The sequence below is a fragment of the Halospeciosus flavus genome (genome assembly GCF_029814175.1).
GTDB lineage: Archaea > Halobacteriota > Halobacteria > Halobacteriales > Halobacteriaceae > Halospeciosus > Halospeciosus flavus.
The window spans coordinates 362,171-380,668 of sequence record NZ_CP122312.1 but is presented as its reverse complement, the minus strand read 5'-3'; the positions used below and the strand labels follow the sequence as shown (position 1 = coordinate 380,668).

Genomic DNA, 18,498 nt, shown 5'->3' with positions numbered 1-18,498 from the left:
GGAATCTTCCGGGGAGAGCGTCTGAAACTTCCATCAATCGGTGGCAAAACAAGGCAACATCACGTCGGCTGTGTGGTCGCCGTTCGGACAGGGCGTCTCGTAATACTGGAGAATCTCGTTGGCGACGTCTGCTTCGACCTGCTCGAATGCCTCTTCGAGAGCCTCGACGTCGGTCTGGCCTGCTTCGAGTTCTTTCTTCGTGACGAACCACGCGACTGGATTCAGATCGTTACCAACAACGTCGGCGCCAAAACGCGACGCTTCAACGAGTGAGGTTCCGCCACCCATGAATGGATCGAGGATTTTCTTGTCCTCGACGCGGACGTCCTTCGGATAGAGTTCCCAGAGGCTCTCTGGGTCGTTCATATCGACCCGATCTATGATGGACGCAACGTCCGAACTGGCTTCGCTCTCACCCCACCCAGCAAGCGTCTCGCTCTCGTGTCCTGGCTCGACGACTTCGACTTTCTCAGGATCGTCAAGGAGTGTGTAGAGAGAGACTGCACGGAAGACACAGCCAAGGCGTCGAGCCCACCACTTGTGCATCGTGTAGACCGGTCGGTAGTACTGCTTGGCGCGCCCTTCCTTCTCGGCGATTTCGTTCACCCGTTCAATCGGGAATCCTCGTTCGATAGGGAGTTCCGTCCGCTCGCTCTCCGCATTCGGTTCTTTCGACATTATCTCTGGAAGGTGATTTCGATTTTCAGGCTCGACGCCTCGTCTGGCCGCTCGAACAAGTCCTGTACTTTGGTGTACTCCTGACCGGAACGTAGCGTCAAGCTGACCTGCGAGCGCTCAACATCGACGGTCTCCTGGAGGTGGTCCGGAACGCCCGATTCATTCGGCAGGATGAAGGTAACGTCACCATAGTCGACGGTCCCGGATTGGTGAGCCTGCCGCCACTTACTCCGCATCGCGGCGACGTCGTCGCCGTTGTACTCGAAGCGCCACGACTGGGCACCCTGCTCAGGCTTTCGGAACGGATAGCCTGGCATCCAGTCAGCCGGATCGTCGGAGCCCGTCGGACCAACGACGTAGATCGGTTCGTCTTCACGTCCGAGATTAGCCAACAGGAACGTCTGAACTCGATCGCCAGTGACGGTACTGTCGAATCGGTCGGCAACCTTACTCACCGTAAACTGTCTGCCCTCGTCGAGTTCTCGTACGTACTCCAGAATTTGCGTACCAGTTTCGCTGGAAACCGTCGGCATCAGTGTGACGGTCGTCGGGTTACGGTCGCCGAGGGACTCTAGGTATCGCCCACCAGCCTCGAGCACGTAGTCTTCGACAAGGAAATCGTTCACTGCTTCACGAGCGGCACTTTCAGTCTCGTCCGGTGGAAGATACACCCCCTCATCAACCCGAATGTCGCTAATGATCGTATCGAGATTCGCGTGACCATTCCGCTCAATCTCGTCTTCGATACGATCGCCGATGTATGACGCACTGACAGTCTTCGCGTGACTAACGTCACGTAACGACGCATCGGCGGTGGGTTCATCGAGAATTTCGTCGCCATGCACGACGAGGTACTGTTCTTCGCGTTGCAACCGTCCGACTGCTTGGAGGACTGCTTGGTGGCCATCGCTAGTGATCCAGACGTTACTGTCCTCCAGCAATTCGCGTTGGAACTCCCCGATCGCGATAGTCGTCGCCCCACTTCCGAAGCGCCGGCGTAGTTCCTGCTCGACGTCGTCGACATCCCAGAGTGTGACCGGATCTCGGTACACGAGTATCGTATCGAGTGAACTCCCCGCGAGGTCATCACGGAAGCCGTCAGTATCACGCGCGAGAACTGGCCTGTCAGCGAGTCCATCGATGGTTGCACTCACTACGTCGTCGACACTTCCCGGGATCGGCAGCCCAGGATCGCGAAGGAACTGCTCGTAGATATCCTCAATTGCAATTTCACCACGTCGGTCGAGGAGGTCTTGGACGATCGGCCAAACGTGATTTTGGAGATCGAATGGATCAGCTGCGGCCGCCTCCGCGATGTTTGAGGCGTCGAGTTTCTCGCCCACGGTGACGAAGACGTCGAGATCCATCGGTGCGGCCATCTCGAACTCGTTGAGCAGGTCGTCACCATCAACGGCCTCTCCATAGAGCAGTTGGAGTTCTTCACGGAGTTCGCTCACCTCCTGATTCTTCATCCCCCGTATCGAGTCACGAATCTCCTCGTTGAGGGACTGGTCTGAGAGTACCTGTCTCGCTCCCTCGATGTACCGCGCCTTATCGATGTATCTCGTCCCGGACTCGATGGCGTCGGTTCCCGAAGGTTGGACGAACACGAACGTGTTACGCCATTCACGACCGCGCCCATCGTTGGTGATGACGCGCTCGACCGCATCGTGGTCCCACTGATCGTCCTTTACTACGACCTTGATCTCACGACTGTCGGGCAGGTTTTGGATATCGTTCGTCCGAAAACCGACTGGGTAAGCCTTCGAGCCGAATATCTCGGTGATGAAATCAGCAATCTCAGCTTTAGCCGAAGCCTCAGAAACATCAGTGGCAGCGTTTCGGATGAGAGCGTTCGGATTCTGTCGGTCTCGAATAGCGTACTTTCCGTTGAGTTTGTGGAGATGCCATGCGACGCCATGCAGGCGCTCGAGATTGAGCACGATGTCGGAGACCAAGCTATTGGTCTGGTAAGCGCCCATAACGATCTCGGACGTCTTGGCCCCCTCTCCCTCGCTTGGCTTTAGCGAATACAGGAGAACAGTGTTCAGAATGCGGCGTCCGTGTGGGACTTCACTCTCGTCGATTCGGCTTGTGATGTCTCCTGTTGCTGCATTCAGCCGCTCGTAGTTGATTTTCGAGAGTTCGTCTTCGAACTTGAGTGCATCAATATCCCCGTGTGTAATCAGATCTGTCTGCTCTCGCATCTCCAGCAGTACCTTCGAGAACAGATAGATCATCCCGCGTGTGTTCTGGTTGCCCTCGTCAGCGTAGTAGCGAGTCTCGAGTGTATCCAAGAGAACAGGGTGGAACGGATAGAATTCGTGCATCTCCGACAGCAGACCGGACGGGAGGTCGACATGGTCGGATTGGTCGTAGGCGTCGAAGTACCCGTTCACGATATCGCGAGCGGCATCCTCGTCGACTGATTCGATCAGGCGATGGTGGAGGACGTCACGCTTGTCGACCTGATTGTTCATGTTGACTTCGACCGCCTGTTCACGATTCAGAATCTCGTGAACCTCTGATCCCTCGCGAAGAACCGAAACGATGGTGAACAGATCCAGGTCTGAAAGCGCCGTCGACTCGAGCAGTGCCTGTAGGAATGCTTTGTTCGCGCTTTTCCGGTCTCCTTGAAGCGTGTCGAACCAGTCCTCAAGTTCGTCGACGAGGAACAGCACCGAGCGGTCGCCGACCGCCTCGCGAATCGTCTCCATATCTGGATATCCGCCCGAATCGAAGTGACCAGGGTCGTAGTTGAGTGCCTCGAAGAACGGTTCCCAAAGATATTCGTACTGCTCGTTCTGCATCGCGACGGTGATCGGGACTCCCTCGTCGGGGAGTGCCTCGTCGAATCCGTCGATGTCGCTGGCTGCCCATTCACCAGCGATGTCTGGGGCAGCAAAGCAGTGGTACAGTGCAACCATCTGGTGGGACTTCCCGCTTCCGTACGGTCCATAGAGGATGTGTGTTCCCCGTGGGTCATCGCCAGTGAGGGCATCTCGAAGAATCGTCAGAGCTTCTCGGAGTCCGTGGGTCAGCATGGTCCGCTCGAAGAATATTTCGGCGTCGGATTCGAACTCAGACTCCTCGTCGACGTTGTAGAGCTTCACCTGCCCGTCGATTTGTCCCTCTTCCCGAAGCTCGCGGCTCAACGTGACCGTTTCAGTAAGAGATTGAGACGACGTATCGCTCATCCGTCGATGGCCAACTGATGATGCGCAACGCGCAACCCAGAACTCAGTATTCACCAGACGTGGTTCAGTTCACCAGTATGGGAATGAACAATATCAATAGGCTTTTTCACCCTACTGATCAATATCTCCCTCAGTGAACATTCAGTATATTCGATCTGAAACCGTCGTAACCCGTCCACAATGGCGAGACAACCACGTGTGGAGCGCGCGTAACGCGCATCATTAGTAAAGCAAGCTATGACCAGTCAGGTCTTCCTTGCCGCAGCGTCTCAGGGTGGGAGTGCCCGCGGCTATCGACATCTGCAGAAGACGGTTCAGAGTGGAAATGCGATTCCTGGTTTCGACCGGCCGGTAGCAGTGTGGGGTGCGCGCCAGTCGGGGAGTTGGTCTCAAATGGAGTCCGGCGATGTCATCCTATTCTATACCGGCAATCACCGGTATCGATATGCTGCAACCGTTGTCGATACGGAACAGAACCGTGAGCGAGCCTACGACCTCTGGTCCCCCGAGGGATCCCCGGGAACGGACGATGGAACCGGTGAGTGGGAATACCTCATCTATCTACGTGATGTCCGTGCTATCGACCTCGATAGCGTCACGCTTCACAACTGGGCCGGCTATGGAATCGACCACCTTGTCGGCTTCCAATCACTCAACGAGCAGGGACATCGAGAAATCCGTGAGCGCTTCGGTGACATCGAGTCGTTCCTCGAGGCGAATACCATCAGTGACGGGCCGATCGCAGCAGACTGGGGTCAGTTCGACACTGCCGAAGTCGTGCGTGACGTCGCAACTCCACCGAAGACCACGACGACGGTTTCACGAATCCTTCGGAACACCGAACTCGTCACCGAGCTCAAAGAGCTGTACAACTACCGCTGTCAGGTCTGTGAGGAGCAACGGCGACGTGCTGTCGACGTCTACTATGCTGAGGGGCACCATATTCGGCCACTCGGCGATGATGGGCCGGATTCTCGAGATAATCTGCTTGTTCTCTGCCCCGACCACCACGCGGACTTCGACTATGGGACTATCGCGATCGACCCTCGCTCATACGAGCTACGGCATCTCTACGAGGATCGAGTCGACAACCGCGTGTTGACCGTTCGGGGAGACCACGAGATTGAGCGAGAGTATCTCGACTATCACAATGACGAGATTGTCGTTCCAAATCTCCGGTCATAGATCTGGCTGCCTGCTTAGCAATGGTGAACACTCGTTTCGGTATTGCTGAAGGGCAAAGATGATCGACTTCCGCTCCGACTGACCCTGATTTACGAGCCGTTAGTGAATACTGCTGAGTGCACGGCGCGTCATCGCCCCGTCGACGTTCAAGTACTGCCGTGCTGTCTCGAGATCTTCCCATCCAAACATCGCTCTGAGTGCAGCCATGTCCAATCCACGACCTGCGTGATAAGATGCAGCAGTTGCCCGTAATCCGTGCGGCGATGTCGTTTCTGGCTCGAGGTTGGGTGCGAGCTCGAGTGCACGGTTCAGTCGCCGCTGGAGCGTCGAGAACGAGTACGGCCACCCACTATATTCGTCGACGAGAAGATCGAGTGCGACCCGTACTCGAGACGAGAAGTGGAACGGGACCGAACGGGCCGCAGCAGCGGTTTTCGGTTGCCAGTACTGCGCGGTGAGTTCTTCGATTGTATCCTCGGATCCATGGCGTTGTTGCTGTTCGACTGCCTGTCGACAATAGCCACAGAGACCTCCATTACGCCCTTTCTTACACGGATGGTGCTCTGGGATGCGAATCATCTGTCGCTGCCAGTCGATCCACGACTCAGAGAGATGGGTCACTTCACCCGGCCGGAGCCCAAGCCGACCCCCGATAAGAATCGCTGCATGTGCCTCGAGTCGTTGGTTCGCGTCGTCGATACGGCGTGCTCCGATGAGAAGGCGTTCAAAGTCACGTTCCGTGAGCGCTTTCTCGCGTGTTGGCGCCATATCCGTAATTGATGCCCTAGAGTAACTAGGAGCAGCGAAATCGGGCGATTCAGGTTTCTGTTTTGAACGGTAATCCCTATTGACTCGTCAGTCGGAGATGCGGGCGTGCATATGCCTTCACTTGCCGTGTAACGAGGGTCTACCAGCCTAGACTCTGGCCAGCGACGCGATAGTTATTTGGTGGTACTCCGACAGGAGGGCGTATGGGCGCGACGGTCTGGTTGTTCAACATCAAACCAGAGAACTGGGAGGGCTGTGTGAATGGGCCGCCGAGTCTCGACGTTCACGACGGCCATATCGGGTATCCCTGGCACGGCCTCTCCTCGCATATTTCCTACGTTGCCGATCGCCTGCAACCGGGCGATACGGCGATCGTCCGAAAGTCCGAGCATGGCGTTGTCGGCGTGTGGACCGTTGAGGCGACGGCGCCAGTCGCCGATCAGGACCACCATCAGTGGAAAGACGACTATGCGCACTTCGTCTACTGTCGGCCGCTCGTTCGGGAGTTCGACGAGCCACTCGACGACACGGCGTTTATCGACGGTGACGAGTTTGCGAAGTTCGTCAGAGCAGCGAATGCGCTTGACCCTGAATACGTCGAACGCTACATCACGCATCTGTTGGCCGACGTCGACCTGCCCGATAACGTCCGGCGAATTCTGGAACTCGATCGCGAGATGGCCCGTGAGGCACGAGCGCTGAACGGGGATATCGGGCAGGGCGGCGAGGGTGGTGGTCGGACGACGGCGAGTGGGACGATCCGCAACTACACTGTCGAGACGGTTGAGGTGAGTGCAGGCTTTCGTGATCGGGTGTTGTCGAGGTACGATGACCAGTGTCTCTTAACAGAGTTAGAGGGGTCGCCGTTCGTCACGCTCTCGCATATCGTGCCGCGGGCCGAGACCGTCGAGGTCGCCGAGCACCCGGACAACGTGCTGATCCTCAACTGGTTGCACCACCAGGCCTTCGACGCCGGGCTGTTCACGCTGGATGGGGACCAACGGTTGCACGTCCATCCGGAGTTCGAGGCACAGACGGAGTTCTTTGAGGAGACCTTAGTTCGGCGCGACGGCGAGCGGGTGCAGTTTCCGGATAGGGCGTCTGTTGGCGAGGAATTCCTGAAGGAGCGGAATGCGGGGCTTGAGTGGTGGTAGGCGGTTTAGAGGGATGAGTCAGTTCATGACCGCTCCGAGCACGTGAGACCGGCACACCGAAGAGTCGTACTGACGTAGTACCGATACTGATGCAGCGGTTTAGTGAGGGTGACCGCGTCCGAATCGATATTCCGGATGAGAGTGATCCAGACCATGAGCGTCTTCACGGGGAGCATGGGGTGATTCGGGACGTATTGTCTGATGATGCATATCTCGAGACGGGCGATGAGCGTGATCAACTGCTGTATCGGATCGAGCTTGATGGTGGAGAGTCGGTCGACGTTCGTTGGCGGGACCTGCGACCGCCCCTCGATGGCGAGTAGAAGGTGGCGTCTTCTCGGCTCTTGAGCGATTCCTCACACGCCGTCTAAGTTTCGAGGGCATCATACTCGGATTCACGCGGTAAGCAAGGCCGAGAAGGAGTCTACTGCGTTACGCGCAGTTAGCTGTCGTTCCTAATCGGTACGATTCCCCGGAAGAAGGCGTCTGTGTAGTACTGAAACGGGTGAGTTGGAGTGATGTGGGACGGATGGAACTCGACGGCGAGACGCGTCACGATCGGCCGTCGCGGCCATCACGCCCATCGTGGGCCGGTCTCGGTCCACACCCGTCCTGGATCCCCGACGCCACTCGTCGAGCGTTCGCGCCGTCGAGAATCTTCATAATCGGTCGCCGTCATGCGGTTTTGTCGAGTGCGACCGGAATCTCCCCACCAGTATCCAGCAGCCCTACTGGCGAATCGGCCGATCGCGACGTCGAGAGGCGCTCGGTCGGCGATCCAGTCGAAACAGTTCTGCGTCAGCATGACGGATCTCGCGACGTCATACTCATCCACCAGACATCCCACAACTCCACCTTGCGGGGGTTACAGCCGATTATGAACACCCGTTCGTGCCAGTAGACGGTTCGAGACGGGGGCTCGACCCCACACAACCGGTAAAACCGAATCCGACGATTCGCCACGGGATAGTCGGTCGTCGCGAACGTCGGGAGTGGTCGCTCTCAGGTGTTGGCAATGCTGCTGTGTTGAATAGCGGTCTCTAAGCCGACGTGAATCGACAGGAATTCTGGGACCTCCACGGTCAGTAGTTGGGACACTGGATCAAATTACGATCCTCTGCGAAGACACCGCTATTCAACAGCGGAGGTGATGGGATTTCTGTATCCAGTGTGGAGCAGGTACGGGAGGGGCTCCATGGCTCGGTACGTCCCTTCTCGTGGCTGAATAGTCTGGACACCCACCGACTGCGATTGCTTCCGGGCTCCCCCGGTGGTGCGCTTCATCTGCCTCCCTGCCCTCTTCGCCTTGCCTTTCGCTCACTGCACCGACCGACATCGGACCGAGCCCGAACCACACCGAATCGGGCTGAACCGCCGCCCGACCCTTGCCCCTCGCCTTCTGCTTTTTCCTCGTCGCTCCGCTCTCGGTCATCGTGTTGCTTCAGAGTCGGTCGCGCAGCCACTCGGCCGGATACATCGCGGTGAGGCCGGGCGTGTCGATGCGGAACTGCTGTGGTGGCGTCGACGCGGCGTAGGTTTTCTCGACGCGGACTGGCCCCTCCAGCGGGTCGTTGAGTGCCTGCAACACTTCGTGGCCATCGGCTTGCGTCATGACGATCCAGATCGCATCATCGACATCCATATCGGCCATCTTGTCGAAATCCTCGACGACCGCCCGTCGCACATCGTGATTGATGCGCTCGGCCTCGACAGCCACGACGACGTCGCCCGCGGCGTCGAGCCCGGCGATATCGAGCCGGCGTTGCTCATCGATCTCGTAGTAGGGGACGACGTCGACGACCGGTGATTCAGGATTCTCGACATACTCGACGGCGAGATAGCGCCGGCCGACATCGACCGCGAAGACGTGGGCACTCGACTCTTCGAGGTCGCCCTGGCCGTGGCCGTAGTCGACACCCTGGCGATAGCTCTCGCCGATGGCGTCCCGGCCATCGGGTGTGACCGAATACAGCCGATGTGGATGGTCGGTATCGTGCCGCAGGAGGTCTGCATCGATGAGTGCCTGGATCGCGGCCGTCTCGATACCGACGTACGCCTGGAGGCGGAGCATGGAGTCGGTGAGGATATCGTACTCCAGCGGGTCATACCGGCGCTGTTGTGCGTTATAGACGGCCTGGAGGAAGAGGAGTTGTCGAAGCGACCAGGCCGAGGCCTCGACCTCGTCGGGCGAGAGCTTGAGGTTGAACTCGCAGACGGGGATGTCGTCGCGGTCGACGTCGGCGAGCGACCCGCAGCAGGAGATGGCCCGACGCATCCCGTCGATACTGGGGTCATAGCGGTTCTCACACCGCCGACAGCGCAGGGCGTGTCTCGAGGCGTCGTAGGCGACGACTGCCGGCAACCGGTTCGTGTAGGGGAGAAGCGTATCGACGCGCGGCAGTCGGGATGCGTCAGGTCGGGCGGTCGAATCCGCGCTACGGGCCTCGTCGTCGGCTGCGGCGTGTGACGACTCATCGCTCGGCCGGACCGGCCCGTGGTGGGTGAGTCCCCACTGCTCGCGAGTTCGCTCACGAACGCGCTGGGATGCGTGTTCGAAGCGAGACGCTTTCCTACCGACGAGCGGCGCGTCGCTCTCGGGATGGCCCGCTGGAATCGGGAGTGATCGGATGAGGAACGGCCGGGCGAGTGGCTGGCCGAAGCCCGTGCCGGGGCGGACGAGCCACTCACCGCGGCGCATCGCGCCCAGGCGGGTCGCGACCTCGCTCGGCGGCATGTCGTCGGTGGCGAGCGCGCGCATGAGGTCGTCGTCGACCGTGACGTTGCCGACGACGAACGTCGCCGTCTCGTTGAGTGCTTCGCGATACGTATCGGCCGCCGGATCCGGTGAGTCGAGTTGGCTCGGAAACTGGACGCCCAGCGTGACCGCGAGGCCAAACGACCGCCCCTGCGAGAGGAGTGTGTCGAGCAGTCGTGTGTCCGCCAGGTCGCGCGCCTCGTCGATGTAGAGATTGACCAGTGCTTGCTCGTCGGTCGTCGGCTGTGTGCGCTCCGCGCGCGCTTTGAGTGCGGTCCAGAGATTCGACAGCAAGACGAGCGTGAGCGTGCGCTTGACGTGATCTTCCATGCCACCGAAATCGAAGATGACGACCGCATCCTGATCGACGATATCGGCGAAGCTGAACGCCGGGCCGGTCTCATCGGGGACGTGCTCGAAGATAGGGGCGAGGCGACTGTCCGTCGCGATGGTCTCGACCCGGGAGACGGCACCGCCGACGGCGCGGTTGAACACGTCGCGGTCGCGCTCCAACAGCCCCGTGAAGTAGGCTTCGAGGTTGTCGTCACTGGTCGCGGGCGTGTTGCGCTGGGCCTGTGTGTTCTCGAGGGCGGCGTACAGGTCGGTGTGTGAGATGGCGTCGTCGCCGTGGACCGGATCGAACAGGGCCCGGAGGTGATTGCGGATGATCTTCGGTGCTTCGACGGCCTGCCCGTAGCGCTCGCTCCCCATGACGCCGGCCAGGATCTCTTCGTAGTGGCCGGCGACGCGTGAGCGGGCTTCTTCCCTGGGGAGGCCGCTCTCGAGAAGCGGCCGGATATCGAAAAAGCCCAGCGCAGGAAGCGTTTCGGTCAGGTCGAAGTAGAAGACGTTCTCGAGCGTGCCGTGTGTCGCGTAGTGGGCCTGGAGGTAGTCCGTCGCGGCGCGACCGCCCTTGTGGTAACAGAGAATCGTGGGGCCGTCGGTCGCTTCCTGATTCGCGAGTGCGGCCCCGTCCACGAGGATACTCTTCCCGCTGCCGGTCTCGCCGATGACGATGAGGTGGCGGTCTTGCTCGCTCGGCGGCAGGACCAGCGGAGTATCGAGGGGTTCGCGGTCGACCGTGAGCGGCGACCCGAGCGCTTGGCCCGGGCCCGCATACTGCCGGAGCAGCGACGGCGGTGGGAGCGGGAGGCCGGTTCGCTCCGAGGACCGTGTCTCGACGGCCCGCCGGCCACGCGGCGTGAGGCCGGCCCCATCGAGGAGGCAGAGACTGGGGAGTTCGTGAGGGGCGACGACCAGACCTCGACTCCCGGGAGCGTGCCACGGGAGTCTGGTGGTGAGTCGGTCGTAGGTCGGCGGGTAGACCCGGCGTGCACAGAGGTCGTCGTAGACGGCCGCGCCTGGTGGGGCGCGATTGCTCGCGTGGAGTTCGTCGTCGGTCGCCACCACACCCTCGAGACGGTGGGTCGGACTCCCGAGGTGGCCCAGCGCGTTCGCGAGGCGCTGGACGAGTCGATTTGCCGCATCGGGCGGGCCACGCGTGAACGCGACGGCGCGTGCCGAGACGCAGAACGTGTGCTTCGGGTCACGTGTCGCGATCGCCTCGAGGCGGTTGCGATCCGCGATCGGGGGGTCATACTCACGACGCGTCTCCGAATCGGGCATGAGGATGGCGTCGAGCAGTTTGTCTAGTCGGGTCGTGCTCCCCGTTTCGAGGTCACGCTGGTACGCCTCGGCGGCGCTCGACCAGTCCGCGTACGGTTGACAGACCACTTGGTACATCGCGGGCGTCGTCGCATCGCGGAGCGTCTCGACGAGGGTGGCGAGCGGCATGCGATACTCATCGGCCGACGACTGGTGGGACGTGTGTGTCCCGTCGCCGCTGGGAGGACGGCTCGTCGTGTCGCGTGCGTCCGAGGTGCCGGTGACGAAGTCGCCGTACGAGCGGAGCGGTGTCTGCCAGTCACGCGGCAGATCGGTGTACCCGCGATACTCGACGCTTGCGACGTACGGTGTCGCGGGCGTGATCGCCGGATGATCCGCGCCGCCCGTCGGTGCCGTCGGCAGCGGGACGTCGGCCTCGAGCAGGCGTGGATGCCACTCGACGGTCCGGAACTCGTAGGCGCTGGGGAGGCCGCTTCGAAGGATGCTCTCGAGTTCGTCGTGGAAGTCGTCATCGGTGCCGACGAGATAGCGAATCCCCGTATCGGCGTAGCCGTCGGCGACGAGCACCCACTCGACGACGGGCCGCTGTGCCGACCGGGTGAGCGTGTGGCGGAGCCCGGTCTTCGTCGCAGTTCTGAGGGCGCCTTCGAGCACGTCCATCGCACGGACGAGTGTGTTCGGGGCGGTGCGGCTCGCTGCCGGACGGATCTCGAGATAGCGGCGGGTGTCGACGTCGGCATCGGCGTCCTCGGGGAGGGCGTTAGTGGTGACTCGCTGTGGGAGGTCGGCGACTGCACCATGCTCGGCGCCGTGGTCGTGGGTACGAGGCGTCGCCGCCTCGTGTTCGACGGTCACGAACCCCCCGTGGTCGTGTCGGGGTCGATTATGGTGGCTGTGTCGGCACCGTGGTTGCGGTGAATGAGCGTCCGCCCCACGGCGACGCCTGCATTATGGTTGTCGTGTTGGAGGTCGGACGCTCGAACCATTGCACAATTCATTGTCGGGACGAAGCATAAGCCAATCTATCACCTATCTGCAGTTTGAACAGTCGGTAACTCGGATTGCTCCACTCCAGCTGGCTGGTGTGAATCGAGCGAATACCCCGGAAGGAAGGTGGTGTGTGGCGAGTCTGAGCGTGAGGGTAGTGTGATGATGTGTTGCCGTGTTGGGTCCTGTACCGCGGAACCGAGGGCGGTACCCGCCGTGGACGGCCGATGCGCGGTGTCGCGTCCGCTCTATCGGGCTGTATCTTGAAGTTTCATAATCGGTCGCTTGCGTGCGGTTTTGGCAGTTAGGCGATCGCGGATGCGGTCGCCGACGCCGACGCTCGCCCGCTCGTGGCCGTGCTCGACGGGTATGCGGGTTTCGTAGAGGGATCCGACGCGTGCGCTGATCGAGTATCTACACTATCGAGCGGGCCCCAGACGACTGTTGAGGGCAGCGAGAGCGATTCAGACATAGTTGGGAGAGGGTCCACGGCGCTGCCTCGTCGTTCTGAGGCCGTGAAGCCCGTGTACTCCCCCGAATCGAGCGCGCATGGGCCTGCGAGCGGTGGGGAGCCATCTCCGTCGCGAGCCGACGCTCCGAGCGCCGCTTATCGTCGACACTGAATGGTCGATTTCGGCGGTATCCGGGCTCGTCCTGCCCAGTTATCGAACTCAGAATGAACGTGGTTCGGCTGCCGATGTGTGCATGTTCCTAGATGGGCTGGAGACGCGTCGACGTGCCCGAAAGCAGTGTTTGCGGTGGGATTCGGTGAGCGGACGACGGCGAAAGCCGAGAACGGCTAACGCGCTGGTTTACAGCGGCTTCTGGGCTGCTCGTGGTGTTGTCAGACTCGATGCCGTGACGACAGCGTCGGTGTGACTCGCTTCGTTCCTAGGTGCGTTTCGGCAGGGTTCGTGAGCGCTCGTGGTACTCATCTGGTCAGCGACGGCACCCCGTGAGATCGATGTGAAGAGTGAACAGTGACACGCTGACGGGCGTAGTGGCGAGCGTGCAAGCGAGGGAGCGAGACGGATTCCCCGTCTCACCGTGGGCGGGGCCGTTGATGGAGTGACGTGCCTGAGTGGCACAGAACCGCTCTCCCAGCGACGTACTCGACGGCTGCAAGAGTGGACCACCACGCCACCAACACTGCTTCCATCTGATCCGGTATTCTCGGAGCGGTGAGTATCGCACCTACACCCCGGGCGTCCAATGTAAGTGCTTGAAAGACCCGGTATGAGACTCTGTCCAACCGGAATTGATTATCGTTGCTGGTGTCTTCTAGTCTGGATTGGTCAGGAAGCACCCATCTGCATGTGCTGTAAAAACCAAATCCATACTCCAGACGGACTATCTCGTGTGGAGTGGGTTCCACACTCTACGCTTCAGTCGGCACCGGGTTATTCTCCATCAGGAACTCCCTCCGTTCTCCAGAAGCAAGTATCAGAGTTTCTCTCGCTGCTTTTCTGGCATCTACACTGGACGCATGGAGTGCGGGTGACGTGATGTCGGGGCCCGCGTGCTGCTTGGCGTTCGCTCACTTCGATGCCCCAGACAATGCTGGGGGACATCCCCGGTCGCAAGTGCATTCCTCCGTTGTCGGTACTCACTGCCGGCTGGTACGAGCTACAGGAGCAAGCCCACGGCTGTAGCCGTAGGTCGCTCAATAGCACTCACCTGTACACCGAGTCGAACTGGTTCGAGACCCAGTCTCCCTTCCCCACCCCCCGGATTGCAAGTGTTTACAGCCAAGTGAGCCGTCAGAACCCCCGGAATCCCGATGCCGTGTGGAGACGACACACCGTGAGAATTCGCCACCACCCGTGCCGCGCTGCCCACCCCCCGCGTTGTAAGTGTTTTCGAGCCGCTCAGCCCTCGAACTCGCTCTGGATGTGGGATTGGTTGGACGCTTCGAAGGCGCCGAGGAGGGCGTCGATCGACGCGGGAAAGCCCTGGCGCAGCCGCTCATCTTCCTGGAAGGTCTCGACGACGATGCGCGGTTCGTCGACGAGCGAGTAGATGTACGCGCGGCCGCCACGCCGCCCGAGGTTGTGTTCGCCCTTCTCGAGGAGACCGAACATCTCCAGCGTGTCCAGGTGGTCGCGGATCCGGCTCTCCGAGAGCGTATCGGCGTCGATACGGTCACAGAGGTCCTTGTAGAGGTAGATCGTCTTCACCTTCGCCTCGCCGTCAGGGTCGATGACGAGAAGCGTGGTCGCCATCAGGACGAGTTGCATCTGACTCGTGAGGCGCTCGGTGATAATGTCCCGCGTGTTGGCGCGGTCGACCTCGCTTCGGGCGATCCGGACATGGTCCTCGGTCACGACGTCGTCATCCTCGTGGCGGGCAATGTCGCCAGCCGTCTCGAGGAGGTCGAGGGCCATGCGGGCGTCGCCGGAGTCCTGGGCAGTCAACGCCGCCGTGAGCGGGACGACGTCCCCCGTGACCACGCCGTCGTGGAACGTGAGGTCCGCGTAGTAGGAGAGGATGGATCGCAACTCGTGTGCGTCGTAGGGCGAGAACTGTATCTCCTTCTCGCAGAGCGTCGACTTGACGCGCTGGGAGAGGTTTTCGCGGAACTTGAAGTTGTTACTGATCCCGACGATCCCGACTTCGGCGTTCTCGAGTTCGCCGATCGCCTTCGCCCGGGGGAAGTCGTAGAGGAGTTCTTCGTCCTCGCCGAGTTTGTCGATCTCGTCGAGGATGACTAGGACGTAGCCGCTGATCTCGTCGAGGCGCTCGTAAATCCGATTCCAGAGCGTGTCGGGATGGGTTCCCTGTTTGAAGTGCTCGTCCGGGTAGAGCTCGTTCGCAAGATACTGGAGGACCTTGTACGTCGACGTCCGCTTGTTGCAGTTCACTGCGAGCGTCGTGAGTTTGACGTCGGCCGACTCGGCCTCGCTTTCGAGGAACTCGATAACCTTCTGCGTCGTCGCGGTCTTCCCGACGCCGGTCTGCCCGTAGATGAAGACGTTCGGGGCGCCGAACCCATCGGGGATGTCCTGGAGCGCGGCGGCGTATTCCTGGATCTCCTCCTCGCGTTCAAGGATCTCGTCGGGAGTGTAGCCCTCCTTGAACGGCTCCTTGTCGCGGAAGATGTGGTTTGCGTCCTTGAACGGGGAGTCCATACCACCCTGTTTCCGCCAACCCACTTTAACCCTCCCTTGTAAGTGTTCTACCTGTTCTAAGTGTTCGGCGAATACCGGTGCACACACCCCCCGGATTGTAAGTGTTCTTGGCTGCAGACAGGGACGGGTACGAAGCGAAGCAGCTCAGCACATATCGACCGGCTGTGGCGGATTCACCTCAGGAGGGGGTCCAGTCGTCTAGCAGTCGCAGTAGTGTAGTATTAGCTGTTGTGGTTGCGGCAATACGGCGTACTACAGGAATTTCTTGTCTATAGGGTCGATACTGCTGCTAAACACTTGCAATCTGGGGGGTCTGTTGGCGGTCATATTCACGTCTTTAAGTCAAATCGATGGCGGCGGTTGCGAACCGGCTGCCCCTCTCAGCGTCGAGAACACTTACAATCCGGGGTGGGGGCCCGAGCAGTATCCATCACGTTCGGCTCGGGCTCTCGGTGTTGGAACAACTGGCAACGATGGTGGGTATCTCTTCCAAGGGCGTCGCCTCTGGTGGTGGCCGTACAAGGAGTTCGTGAATATGGTTCGGCGGGCTGCGTGGACGGCCCTCGCGGTGCGTCGGGCCGTCCCCGCGAACCGGCCACCTGACGACCGGTTCTCCCGGTAGTCACTGATCGAGCAAGCTCCCTTCAGGAGTGGCAACGCTGTCGCGTCGGCGGTTGACCGCCGCCGACAGCGACAGCACCCTCTTCGATCAGCGTTGCTTGACCAGTAGCGACAACTCATCACAACAGAACAGGTGGATCAGGTCAGGCTAACTGGCGATGCTTTGTGAGGTACTGAACACGTGGCTAGTCTGCGCTAGCTGGAGTACTGTCTACGTCGACGTCGTCGAGAAGGGGGTAGTCGATGTGCATCTCGATTTTATCGAATGGGACAACTGGCCGGATCGCTCCCCCAGGGCCACCTTCCTTGAGTTCGAGGATACCCAAAACTTCCAGCTGTTTCAGATCTGCATGGACATCGGAGACGTCGCGGTCGACGAGTCGTGCAGCCTCCCGCATACTCGATGGGCGTTCTTTGGCGATAGCCTGTATGAGATCGAGGCGCAGTGGTGTGAGGCTGTCGACGAGATCGTCATAAGTCCCGAACTGGAGCACTGCACGCTCATCGCTTTCATCCAGTTCATCAGCTTCAGCAGTCTGAATGAACTGGAGCGTATCCTCTCGGAGCTGTGCTCGGTCGCCGACGGTGATGTGAAGCGTGGTCATGTTCGGGTGGGTTGGATGTATGTGTCTGCTGTCAATAGGGACGTGGCGGGTTGCCACCAATGGTGTCCCAGTATTCGTCAGCACTGGCCCAGAACTCGACGACAAGTTCTTCCAGACCAGGGAACTCGACATCCGCGTCACCGGCAGCGGTGTGGAGTTCGTGGCCTTTGGTGTCTTCGTGGGCGTTATCGTAGCGGATGAGCGTCAGATCTTGCAGCGTTCCCAGGTGCAGTGTGTACTTCCAGCCGGACGGGTAGGGATCTGTGTCGGTCGTCCGTCGGATGACGACGTTCTCGACGAGCCCGGCTTCGACGTGGGTGTAGCGGTGCGTGAGTTCCTGGCCCATCCTCCTCGGTTGATTTGTTACCCAACACGATAAGTGTGTTGGGTATGCACCCAACACCATTCAGACGATGACGTGGACTCGCACTCCTACTGTGACCTCCTCCTCGCCGTAAACGGCGAGGCTTCCCACGAGCCGAGGCCCGCTGGGGTGAGAACTTATGTTTGCACACCGACGGGGTGCTGGCGGGGCCACGCCGCCGTTACTCCTATCCGGCAGTGGGGTCACGGTTCTGCCCTGCTGACTCGGAGTTATCTAGCTTGTTTTGCGTCGGTCAGCACCCACTACGGCTTCAGAACACGTGAATCCATCGTACGGCGATTCACGCCCGTCGTGAACGACCGGATTCTCTCGCCTCAAGAAGATAGTAAAACGCCGACTGATGAATAACATCTATCTCTGAAAGGGATCAATAATTTTTTGTCACTTTGAAATACAGTGCTGCCCATGCCAAGATGTAGCGAGTGTCGGGCACAAACTGATATGCCATACCAATGTCGTCATTGTGGAGATGAATTTTGTTCTGATCATCGACTACCGGACGATCATAGTTGCTCAACGGCCGAATCAGATACATTAGGTATTTTTGATGACGGAGACGAGAACGGTACGTCACTAGAGTTTGCAGATGATGAAGACGGAGTTTTCTCTTCCATCACTGATATTCATGGATCAATTAATATCATACTATTATTCATTTTCTCGATAATAACGGCGCGTCTTCTTGCCGTGCTATTTCCTTCAGTCCCCTCCGGTGGATTATCTACAGCACCGGGGGCAAAAGTGTCGGTATACGGAAGTTCGATCTATCAGTCGAGTCCCGATCTGGTGTTGAACTTGATTGCTGTTTTACAGTATGAGGCGTATACTGTCATTCCGCTGATTGCGCTCGTAGCAATATTATTAGCAGGGGGCGAAGGTTCAAAGAGTTTCAGTCTCAGCTCAAACGAGATGCGGAATAGTTACGTAATAATTGGACTGTGGATCGGGATTCCATTACTCCCGATCGTGCTAATCGGGGTATTCGGAGTCAGATTCTTCGGTATCACGTTCATTCCTTCATTCCTACCGTCCGGTCTACATCAGAACTTTGCCGTTCTCTCTGCTCCGATCTTTCTGTTGAGCATGTTGGTAGATGAAATCACACGGGCACTTGGACGGAAACTAACAGAAAATAATGGCGCTTAACTGGATCATCAATTATATCCCTGGTTGGTTAGGGCCGACAGCGGTATTTCTTGGCCTATTAATATGTTCTATCGGCCTATTACGGCAGAGTAAGCGACGACTCGTTACTGACGTATTTTCTTCACAGGAGTATCTTCTATTGAGTATTGCAGGTCTGATCTTTGTTTGGGCAGTTTCAAACGTCCTCAAATCTCCCGCCTTCTTCATGAGATATACCACTGTATACACCGCGATATTCATGTTCTCAGCAAAATGGATCGAAG

Annotated in this window: 11 protein-coding genes and 2 pseudogenes; 5 read left to right on the top strand and 8 right to left on the bottom strand. The window is 59.3% G+C overall.

Annotation, left to right across the window (positions count from 1 at the left end):
* Nucleotides 1–57: 57 nt before the first annotated feature.
* Both P0Y33_RS01820 and P0Y33_RS01815 read right to left on the bottom strand, forming a co-directional pair.
* Nucleotides 58–678 (bottom strand): annotated as a pseudogene (locus P0Y33_RS01820) (DUF1156 domain-containing protein); the annotation flags it as partial.
* The gene (locus P0Y33_RS01815; protein ID WP_279528868.1) at nucleotides 678–3,875 is read right to left on the bottom strand and encodes a DUF499 domain-containing protein; all 3,198 of its coding nucleotides are present in this window, start codon (nucleotides 3,873–3,875) and stop codon (nucleotides 678–680) included. The pseudogene P0Y33_RS01820 and the gene P0Y33_RS01815, both read right to left, overlap by 1 nt.
* Before the next feature lie 393 nt (nucleotides 3,876–4,268).
* On the opposite strand from P0Y33_RS01815, the gene P0Y33_RS01810 reads away from it, so the two are divergent.
* Nucleotides 4,269–5,060, top strand: coding sequence for an HNH endonuclease (locus P0Y33_RS01810; RefSeq protein ID WP_279528867.1), 792 nt, complete (start codon nucleotides 4,269–4,271; stop codon nucleotides 5,058–5,060).
* 99 nt (nucleotides 5,061–5,159) lie between these two features.
* Here P0Y33_RS01810 and P0Y33_RS18985 read toward each other — a convergent pair whose 3' ends face one another.
* Nucleotides 5,160–5,828 carry a tyrosine-type recombinase/integrase gene (locus P0Y33_RS18985; RefSeq protein WP_328518030.1) on the bottom strand — a complete coding sequence of 223 codons (669 nt, stop codon included), beginning with the start codon at nucleotides 5,826–5,828 and terminating at the stop codon, nucleotides 5,160–5,162.
* A 203-nt stretch (nucleotides 5,829–6,031) separates the two neighbouring features.
* On the opposite strand from P0Y33_RS18985, the gene P0Y33_RS01805 reads away from it, so the two are divergent.
* Complete coding sequence (locus P0Y33_RS01805) at nucleotides 6,032–6,982, top strand: HNH endonuclease (RefSeq protein WP_279528866.1); 951 nt, start codon at nucleotides 6,032–6,034, stop codon at nucleotides 6,980–6,982.
* 89 nt (nucleotides 6,983–7,071) lie between these two features.
* On the top strand, nucleotides 7,072–7,305 hold the full coding sequence (locus P0Y33_RS19070) for a hypothetical protein (protein WP_382215427.1): 234 nt from the start codon (nucleotides 7,072–7,074) through the stop codon (nucleotides 7,303–7,305).
* 1,118 nt (nucleotides 7,306–8,423) lie between these two features.
* Here the strand turns inward: P0Y33_RS19070 and P0Y33_RS01800 are convergent.
* The 3 genes from P0Y33_RS01800 to P0Y33_RS01790 form a co-directional block, all read right to left on the bottom strand.
* Nucleotides 8,424–12,218 carry an ATP-binding protein gene (locus P0Y33_RS01800; RefSeq protein WP_279528865.1) on the bottom strand — a complete coding sequence of 1,265 codons (3,795 nt, stop codon included), beginning with the start codon at nucleotides 12,216–12,218 and terminating at the stop codon, nucleotides 8,424–8,426.
* A complete protein-coding gene (locus tag P0Y33_RS01795) occupies nucleotides 12,215–12,349 on the bottom strand; it encodes a hypothetical protein (RefSeq protein ID WP_279528864.1) in 135 nt (44 codons plus the stop codon). Before P0Y33_RS01795 ends, P0Y33_RS01800 begins: the two co-directional genes overlap by 4 nt.
* 1,869 nt (nucleotides 12,350–14,218) lie before the next feature.
* Nucleotides 14,219–15,478 carry a Cdc6/Cdc18 family protein gene (locus tag P0Y33_RS01790; protein WP_279528863.1) on the bottom strand — a complete coding sequence of 420 codons (1,260 nt, stop codon included), beginning with the start codon at nucleotides 15,476–15,478 and terminating at the stop codon, nucleotides 14,219–14,221.
* Nucleotides 15,479–15,971: 493 nt separating this feature from the next.
* Between P0Y33_RS01790 and P0Y33_RS01785 the strand changes: the two are divergent.
* Nucleotides 15,972–16,100: pseudogene (locus P0Y33_RS01785) on the top strand (ISH3 family transposase); the annotation flags it as partial.
* A 184-nt stretch (nucleotides 16,101–16,284) separates the two neighbouring features.
* Here the strand turns inward: P0Y33_RS01785 and P0Y33_RS01780 are convergent.
* Nucleotides 16,285–16,704, bottom strand: coding sequence for an HVO_A0114 family putative DNA-binding protein (locus tag P0Y33_RS01780; protein WP_279528862.1), 420 nt, complete (start codon nucleotides 16,702–16,704; stop codon nucleotides 16,285–16,287).
* 31 nt (nucleotides 16,705–16,735) lie between these two features.
* Nucleotides 16,736–17,050: a toxin-antitoxin system TumE family protein gene (locus P0Y33_RS01775; protein WP_279528861.1), complete on the bottom strand. Its 315-nt coding sequence runs from the start codon at nucleotides 17,048–17,050 to the stop codon at nucleotides 16,736–16,738.
* A gap of 444 nt (nucleotides 17,051–17,494) precedes the next feature.
* Here P0Y33_RS01775 and P0Y33_RS01770 point away from each other — a divergent pair, with 444 nt between their 5' ends.
* Nucleotides 17,495–18,235, top strand: coding sequence for an AN1-type zinc finger protein (locus P0Y33_RS01770; protein WP_279528860.1), 741 nt, complete (start codon nucleotides 17,495–17,497; stop codon nucleotides 18,233–18,235).
* Nucleotides 18,236–18,498: the final 263 nt, after the last annotated feature.

Coding starts and splice junctions, on each gene's coding strand:
- P0Y33_RS01790 (WP_279528863.1), bottom strand. CDS start 15,478: ATGGACTCCCCGTTCAAGGACGCAAACCACATCTTCCGCGACAAGGAG.
- P0Y33_RS01795 (WP_279528864.1), bottom strand. CDS start 12,349: ATGGTTCGAGCGTCCGACCTCCAACACGACAACCATAATGCAGGCGTC.
- P0Y33_RS01775 (WP_279528861.1), bottom strand. CDS start 17,050: ATGGGCCAGGAACTCACGCACCGCTACACCCACGTCGAAGCCGGGCTC.
- P0Y33_RS01815 (WP_279528868.1), bottom strand. CDS start 3,875: ATGAGCGATACGTCGTCTCAATCTCTTACTGAAACGGTCACGTTGAGC.
- P0Y33_RS01810 (WP_279528867.1), top strand. CDS start 4,269: ATGGAGTCCGGCGATGTCATCCTATTCTATACCGGCAATCACCGGTAT.
- P0Y33_RS01770 (WP_279528860.1), top strand. CDS start 17,495: ATGCCAAGATGTAGCGAGTGTCGGGCACAAACTGATATGCCATACCAA.
- P0Y33_RS18985 (WP_328518030.1), bottom strand. CDS start 5,828: ATGGCGCCAACACGCGAGAAAGCGCTCACGGAACGTGACTTTGAACGC.
- P0Y33_RS19070 (WP_382215427.1), top strand. CDS start 7,072: ATGCAGCGGTTTAGTGAGGGTGACCGCGTCCGAATCGATATTCCGGAT.
- P0Y33_RS01805 (WP_279528866.1), top strand. CDS start 6,032: ATGGGCGCGACGGTCTGGTTGTTCAACATCAAACCAGAGAACTGGGAG.
- P0Y33_RS01780 (WP_279528862.1), bottom strand. CDS start 16,704: ATGACCACGCTTCACATCACCGTCGGCGACCGAGCACAGCTCCGAGAG.